Source organism: Blastomonas sp. CCH1-A6 (assembly GCF_001556365.1).
GTDB lineage: Bacteria > Pseudomonadota > Alphaproteobacteria > Sphingomonadales > Sphingomonadaceae > Blastomonas > Blastomonas ursincola.
In genome coordinates, this window is sequence record NZ_LSIS01000132.1 from 1 (window position 1) to 6,962 (window position 6,962).

General features: G+C 65.6%; 7 protein-coding genes. 2 read left to right on the forward strand and 5 right to left on the reverse strand.

Annotated features, from left to right (window positions below; all coding sequences use genetic code 11):
- The first annotated feature begins 24 nt into the window (after positions 1 to 24).
- Positions 25 to 1,686, forward strand: a complete 1,662-nt coding sequence (locus tag AX735_RS05175; RefSeq protein WP_137775386.1) for a sulfatase — start codon at positions 25 to 27, stop codon at positions 1,684 to 1,686.
- On the forward strand, positions 1,686 to 2,105 hold the full coding sequence (locus tag AX735_RS05180) for a hypothetical protein (protein ID WP_137775387.1): 420 nt from the start codon (positions 1,686 to 1,688) through the stop codon (positions 2,103 to 2,105). The genes AX735_RS05175 and AX735_RS05180 overlap by 1 nt, the downstream gene beginning before the upstream one ends.
- Here AX735_RS05180 and AX735_RS05185 read toward each other — a convergent pair.
- The 5 genes from AX735_RS05185 to AX735_RS05205 all read right to left on the reverse strand — a co-directional run.
- Positions 2,062 to 2,997, reverse strand: a complete 936-nt coding sequence (locus AX735_RS05185) for an SUMF1/EgtB/PvdO family nonheme iron enzyme (RefSeq protein ID WP_231750029.1) — start codon at positions 2,995 to 2,997, stop codon at positions 2,062 to 2,064. The genes AX735_RS05180 and AX735_RS05185 overlap by 44 nt on opposite strands.
- Before the next feature lie 2 nt (positions 2,998 to 2,999).
- A complete protein-coding gene (locus tag AX735_RS05190; protein WP_066276690.1) occupies positions 3,000 to 3,602 on the reverse strand; it encodes a TetR/AcrR family transcriptional regulator in 603 nt (200 codons plus the stop codon).
- Positions 3,603 to 3,634: 32 nt separating this feature from the next.
- A complete protein-coding gene (locus AX735_RS05195; protein ID WP_066276695.1) occupies positions 3,635 to 4,117 on the reverse strand; it encodes a hypothetical protein in 483 nt (160 codons plus the stop codon).
- 63 nt (positions 4,118 to 4,180) lie between these two features.
- Complete coding sequence (gene recQ / locus AX735_RS05200) at positions 4,181 to 5,950, reverse strand: DNA helicase RecQ (protein ID WP_066276704.1); 1,770 nt, start codon at positions 5,948 to 5,950, stop codon at positions 4,181 to 4,183.
- A gap of 50 nt (positions 5,951 to 6,000) precedes the next feature.
- Positions 6,001 to 6,962 (reverse strand): sigma-54-dependent transcriptional regulator (locus tag AX735_RS05205; RefSeq protein WP_066276706.1); only part of this gene is annotated, 962 nt, incomplete at its 5' end.

A 6,962-nucleotide genomic window follows, 5' to 3' on the forward strand; every position in this document is an offset into this window, starting at 1 on the left:
GATGTTCGCCGAGGAAGCGGTCGCATGATCAAGCGCATCCTGCTCGGCCTGCTCGTCGTCATCATCGCCGCCGGAACCTGGGGCTGGTTCAACAAGAGCCAGGTGCTGCTGTTCGCTGCCTCGCATATGGGCAAGCACGACGTCGCCGAAAACAAGCCCGTCGTCTGGCAAAAGGGACCGGACAGCCCCGCGCTGCCCGCTGACAAGCGCCCACCCAATATCGTGTTCATCCTGGCCGATGACCTGGGCATCAACGACATCTCGACCTTCGGCGGCGGCGTGGCCGGTGGCAAGGTACCGACGCCCAATATCGACCGGCTGGCGGCGGAAGGCGCGATCTATTCGCAGGCCTATTCCGGGACCGCCAGCTGCGCCCCGTCGCGCGCGATGATCCTGACCGGGCGCTATCCCACGCGCACCGGATTCGAATTCACCCCCACGCCCGACGGCATGGGCCGCATCGTCAAGGCGCTGTCCGACGAAATGGATTCCGGCCTTCCGCCGGTCACCTATCTCGACGCGGCGGTGGAAGGCGCGCCCGATTTCGACGGCCAGGGTCTGCCGGGCAGCGAGCAGACGATCGCCGAGATCCTGAAACCCGCGGGCTATCACAGCGTGCATATCGGCAAATGGCATCTGGGCGACGGTCCCGAGTTCAGCGCCAACGCCCAGGGGTTCGACGAGAGCCTGTTGATGGCGAGCGCGAAGCACCTGCCCGAGGACGACCCGAACGTGGTCAACGCCAAGGTCGATTTCGACCCGATCGACAAGTTCCTCTGGGCGCGGATGCAGTTCGCCACCAGCTATAATGGTGGCAAATGGTTCAAGCCGGGCGGCTATCTCGCCGATTACTGGACCGACGAGGCGATCAAGGTGATCGAGGCGAACCGCAACCGCCCGTTCTTCCTCTATCTCGCGCACTGGAACGTTCACACCCCGCTCCAGGCGACAAAGGCCGATTATGACGCGGTGGGCGACATCAAGCCCCACCGGCTGCGCGTCTATGCGGCGATGGTCCGCGCGCTCGATCGATCGGTCGGGCGCATCATGCAGTCGCTCAAGGACCAGGGGCTCGACGACAACACAATCATCGTCTTTTCCAGCGACAATGGCGGCGCGGGCTATATCGGCCTGCCGCAGGTCAACGCACCCTATCGGGGATGGAAGCTCACCCTGTTCGAGGGCGGCATCCGCGTGCCGATGTTCGTGCGCTGGCCGGGACGGATAGCGCCCGGAACAAGGGTCGACACGCCCGTCGCGCATATTGACCTGATGCCGACTTTCGCCAGGGCAGGCGGCGCGCAACTGCCCGCTGGGCTGCAGATCGATGGCGTCGATCTGCTCGGCCCCGATCCCGCAAATCCGGTCGGCAAGCGGCCCGACGATGCGATCTTCTGGCAGAGCGCCTATTATCGCGTCGTGCGTCAGGGTGACTGGAAGCTGCAGGTGACAGAACGCCCGCGCAAGACCTGGCTGTTCAACCTCAAGGACGACCCGACCGAGAAGCGCGATCTCGCCGCGGCTAATCCGGCCAAGGTCGCCGAGCTCAAGGCGCTGCTCGCTAAGCATCAGCAGGGCGCGCGCAAGCCGCTCTATCCGCACACCATCGAAGCGCCGGTAGCGATCGACAAACCGCTGGGAGTGAAGTTCAGGAAGGGCGACGAGCTCGTCTACTGGCCGAACTGATGGCGGCGCTACTGCCCCGGTCGGAGCCGGTTGCCGCGTCGGCTTCGTCGCGTTTTCTCGTTCTGTGCGGGGTGCTGGCGGTGGTCCCCGGCATGATCCATGTCTTCCTGCCCGATGGCGGGGCGGGGGTGATCGCGGGGATCGACCTGTCCCGCGATGCTGCCCGCACCGTATCGATGTTCGCCTGGGCGGGCGCGACGCAGATCGCCTGGGGTGGCATGATGCTCGCCATCGGACTGTTCCATCGCGCGCTGGTGCCGCTGGCGCTAGTGCTGTTGCTGCTCGAAAAGACGCTGCACGCCCTCAGTTTCTGGGTGCTGAAACCCGGTGATCATCATCCGCCCGAAAGCTATGCCGTGCTGGTGGCGGTGCCGGTTATCGCGCTGTTCCTGGCGCTGGCGCTGCGACGTCGCGGATGATGCGGAAGCCGATATGGTTCGAGGAGAAGTCATTCTCCTGCGGCTGGCGCGCGGCGGGGCGATAGCGCGCGCAGAAGTTGGCCGCGCACAGCCAGCTACCGCCCTTGATGATCATGTGCGCGTCGTCCGCCGGGCTATCGGTCCATTCCCAGACATTGCCGATCAGGTCGTGCACCCCGTTGCGATCAGCGGGAAAGCAGCTGGCAGGGGCCGTGCTCGAAAAGCCGTCCTTGCCCTCATCCCTGATCGGAAAAACCCCCTGCCAGTGGTTGGCGCGGGGCACGCCCTTGTCGTCGACCGCGCCGGAAAAGCGGTTGGCGGGATCGGGTAGACCGCTGCTCGCGGCATATTCCCATTCCTCCTCGCTCGGCAGCCGACCGCCTGCCCAATTTGCATAGGCCCGCGCATCGGCGAGCGTGACATGCACGACCGGATGGCGGCCCTTGCCGGTGATGTTCGACCCCGGCCCTTCAGGCGCGCGCCAGGTCGCGCCCTTGCGCAGCACCCATCGACCGTTTATGCCCTTTGCATCGCGTGTGAACACGGCCGATCCCGCGCGCGGATCATCGCTGGTCGCGGCTCTCTCTGCTTCCGTGACATAGCCGGTCGCCTCAACGAAGGCGGCGAACTGGTCATTGGTGACCTCGTGCGCCTGGATCGCAAAACCCTCGACCCGGAGCCGCATGGACGGGCGTTCCTCGGGATAGAGCGGATCGGCACCCTTGACATAGGAGCCAGCGGGCAGGGGGATGAATTTGCCTGGCTCGAAGGTCTTGGCAGGGCAATCGCGCGCAGCCGGCTCCGCGCGCCCGCTTTCGGGTTCCGACTGCAGATCACAGCCTGCAACCGCCATGGTCAACGCGGCCCCGGCAAGCCAGAACGCGCGCCGCAAGCTCAGTCCACCAGCCGCGAAATCGTCAGCCGCACAACGTCGGCGGCCTGATCGGTGCTGAGGCCCTGATCCTGGCGCAGTCGTCGCCAGGTCTGGAAGCCGGCGCACATCTCGATCGCGGAGAAGCGGGTTGCATCCTTGCGGATAGTGTCGGGAAGTACCCCTTCCAGCCCGGTGCGCTCGAGATGAACGAAGCGCTCGTAGTTCAGCATCAGATAGTCCGAGCTGAACCGGCGGATGCTCGCGGCAATCTTGACCGGCATGATGCGCTCATAGATCATCGCGCGTCGCTCGAGCAGCTGGTCAAGCTGTGCGCGCCAGCCTTCGCCGGTAAAGGGCTGCTGGATGATCGGCATGATCTCCGCTTCGAGCCGCTCGGTCATCTCGCTGTAAAGGCTGTCCATTTCCTCGAAATGGCGGAACACCGTACGCGCACTGACGCCCGCCTTTTCGGCGACTTCAGCGGCGCTCGGTTCCATCCTGCCGCCCATGATGATGTCGAGCATGGCATCGACGATCGCCTGGCGACTGCGTTCGCTGCGCTGTTTGCGGCCATCGGGATGGCGGGCAGGGGGCGCTGAGATGGTAACCGGAGGAGTGTTCATGTAAAAGCGCATATCCCCAACATGGGCCTATGTCACCCCTTGGGACCGACCATCGACAGGATCTGCTGCATCCACGGCATGCCCTTGCCCTCCTCGGACAGCACCGTCTCGATATTGAGCTGTCCGTCGAGCCCAGCGCTGCGGTGCACCGCGATCTCGCGCCATTCCTCGGACATCGACATCCGCACCATGTCCGCTCGCTTGGGATAGACCCCGATCGCGACCTCGTCCCAAAGCTCGCCGACCTGGCCGAGCGAGAGGAAGGTCACATCGGCGACGAACATCGCCACGCCGCCGAATTTGGGCAGCAGCTGCGAGACTGCCCGGCCATAGATCATATAGGCCTCGCGTCCGGTCAGGTCGGTCTCGCGACCATCCTCATAGACCGCCTTTTCCTTGAACTTGAGCAGATTGATCATGAAGATAGGCCCGTCAGGGCCCGGCTGCATCATGCCTGCCAGCGTTTCGGGATGGCCCGGAAACACTTCGTTTAGAACGGTAAAGGGCTCAGCCATGGTGCATCCTCTCTGCTGGTCTTGATGCAGACGCTATATATTGACACAATTAATGTCAATATATCAGCCATGCTCGCGCAGCACGCGCAGAAAGGCCTCGCCATAGGCCTCCAGCTTGCGCGTCCCGATGCCCGAAATGCGCGACAGCGCGTCCATTGTCTGCGGCATGCGTTCGGTCATTTCGCGCAGCGTGCTGTCGTGGAAGATCACATAGGGAGGTACGCCTGCCTCCTGCGCGAGATCGCGGCGGCACGCGCGCAACGCCTCGAACAGCGGATTGCTCACCGGATTGACTGCATCGCTGCCGCGCCGACCACGCCGCGCGCGCTTGGGTGGCAGCACCAGCGGCAGCTGCACCTCGTCGCGCAGGATAGCGCGCGCCTCGGGGCCCAGCATCAGCCCGCCATGCTCGTTGGTGGCGAGCGCATCACGCACCTGCAACGCCCGAGCGACCGGCTTGAGCAGGAGCGCCTCCTCGCCATCGACGATGCCAAAGACCGAGAGCCGGTCATGCCCGCGCTGCTGCACCTTGTCGGTATTCTGCCCGCGCAGCACCGCCTCGACATGGCCCAGACCAAAGCTCTGCCCAGTGCGATAGACGGCCGACAGCAGCTTGCGCGCGGTTTGCGTCGCATCGACGCTGTCGGGCGGGCTCAGGCAATTGTCGCAATTGCCGCAGGTGTCCGCCGGGCTCTCGCCGAAATGGCGCAGCAGCACGGCGCGGCGACACCCGCCGGTTTCCACCAGCGCGCCCAAGGCCGCTATGCGCGCGCGTTCGCCCGCCTGGCGCTCGGCCTCGATCTCGCCGATCCGCATGCGCGCGCGGATGAAATCCTCCGCCCCCCAGAACAGATGCGCCTCTGCCGGTTCGCCATCGCGGCCAGCGCGGCCCGATTCCTGATAATAGCCCTCGATCGACTTGGGGAGGCCCGCATGCACGACGAAGCGGACATCGGGCTTGTCGATGCCCATGCCGAAGGCCACCGTGGCAACCATCACCATATCCTCGCTGGCGATGAACGCGTCCTGATTGGCGCGGCGCTTTTCGGGCGGCATGCCGGCATGATAGGCGCGCACCTGCCTGCGGCCATCGCGTCCCAGCTGCTCGGCGAGCTTTTCAGTCCCGGCGCGGGTCTGTGCATAGACGATGCCGGGGCCGGGATTGCTTGCGACCAGATCACCGATCTGCCGGGTCAGCCCGTCGCGCGGGTGCACGGCATAGCGGATATTGGGCCGGTCGAACCCGGCGATCACCATGCCATCGGGCGCGATGCCGAGCTGCTTGAGGATGTCCTCACGCGTGTGCGCATCGGCGGTGGCGGTCAACGCCAGGCGCGGGCAATCGGGAAAGCTGTCGAGCAGCGGGCGGAGCAGCCGGTAATCGGGGCGGAAATCATGGCCCCATTCGGACACGCAATGCGCCTCGTCGATCGCGAACAGCGCGATCGGCGCGCGGCCGAGCAGGCTGCGAAACCCTTCCGAGCTGGCACGCTCAGGCGCGACATAGAGCAGGTCGAGCTCGCCCGCGCGGAACCGGTCCTGCGTTTCCTGCCAGTCGGCATCGACCGAGGTGAGGCTGGCGGCGCGAATGCCCAGCGCCTGCGCGGCGCGCAGCTGGTCATGCATCAGGGCGATGAGCGGCGAGATGACGACGCAGCAGCCATCGAGCGCCACGGCGGGGAGCTGATAGCAGAGCGACTTGCCCGCACCCGTGGGCATGATCGCGAGCGTGTTTCGCCGCGCCAGCACGCGCGTCACGACCTGTTCCTGCACGCCGCGAAAGGCGGAAAAGCCGAAGGTTTCGTGCAGGACGTCGAGCGGATCGCGGGTCATCCGCCCGCTCTTATGAGCGCCGGGCAGCGCAGGGAAGGGGAAAAGCGCGGTTACGCGGCGTTGTCGATGCCGAGCTCGGTCAGCTTGCGGTAAAGCGTCGAGCGGCCGATGCCCAGACGGCGCGCGACCTCGGTCATGCGACCCCGGTAATGGCCGATGGCGAGACGGATCACATCCGCCTCGATCTCCTCGAGCGGGCGCAGATTGCCGTCCTCGGCATAGAGCGTGATGCCGATGCCGTCATGCGGCGACGAGGTCCGGCGCGGCTCCTCTTCGCCCAGCATGTTGGTGAGCTGCGGAAATTCCGCGGTGGTCAGCGCATCGCCATCGCAGAATATCGCGGCGCGGAAAAGCGCGTTCTGCAGCTGGCGGACATTGCCCGGCCAATCGAAGCTGGACAGCAGCGACAGCGCCTCGTCGGTAATGCCCAGGCCGCGCAGCCCCGGCTGTTCGGCGATGCGCGCCAGGAAATGCCGGACAAGGGCGGGAATGTCGCTCGACCGGTCGCGCAGCGCGGGAATGGTGATCTGCACCGGCGCGATCGCGAAATACAGGTCCTCGCGGAACGAACCCTCTTCGACCATCGGCTTGAGCGGCGTGTTGCTGGCGCAGATGAAGCGCACATCGCAGCGGAAGCTGTGCCGGGCGCCCAGCGGACGCACCTCGCCCGATCGGATCGCGTCGGCAAGCTTGGCCTGCGATTCGAGCGGAAGCTGGTCGACTTCGTCGATGAACAGCGTGCCGCCCTCGACCCGCTGGATGATGCCGACATGCCGGTCGAACGCGCCAGGAAACGCGCCGCGCTCATGCCCGAAGAGCTGCGATTCGATCTGGCCGCTCGAAGCCCCGGCACATGTCACCAGCCGCAATGCCAGTTTCGAACGCGGGCTGGAGGCATGGATGGCGCGCGCGATCATCTCCTTGCCGGTGCCGCTTTCGCCCTCGATCAGCACGGGCGTGTGCGTCCGCGCCGATTTGGCGGCAATGACCAGCGCCGCGCGGAAGCGCGGCG

Coding starts and splice junctions, on each gene's coding strand:
- AX735_RS05175 (WP_137775386.1), top strand. CDS start 25: ATGATCAAGCGCATCCTGCTCGGCCTGCTCGTCGTCATCATCGCCGCC.
- AX735_RS05180 (WP_137775387.1), top strand. CDS start 1,686: ATGGCGGCGCTACTGCCCCGGTCGGAGCCGGTTGCCGCGTCGGCTTCG.
- AX735_RS05190 (WP_066276690.1), bottom strand. CDS start 3,602: ATGAACACTCCTCCGGTTACCATCTCAGCGCCCCCTGCCCGCCATCCC.
- AX735_RS05195 (WP_066276695.1), bottom strand. CDS start 4,117: ATGGCTGAGCCCTTTACCGTTCTAAACGAAGTGTTTCCGGGCCATCCC.
- recQ (WP_066276704.1), bottom strand. CDS start 5,950: ATGACCCGCGATCCGCTCGACGTCCTGCACGAAACCTTCGGCTTTTCC.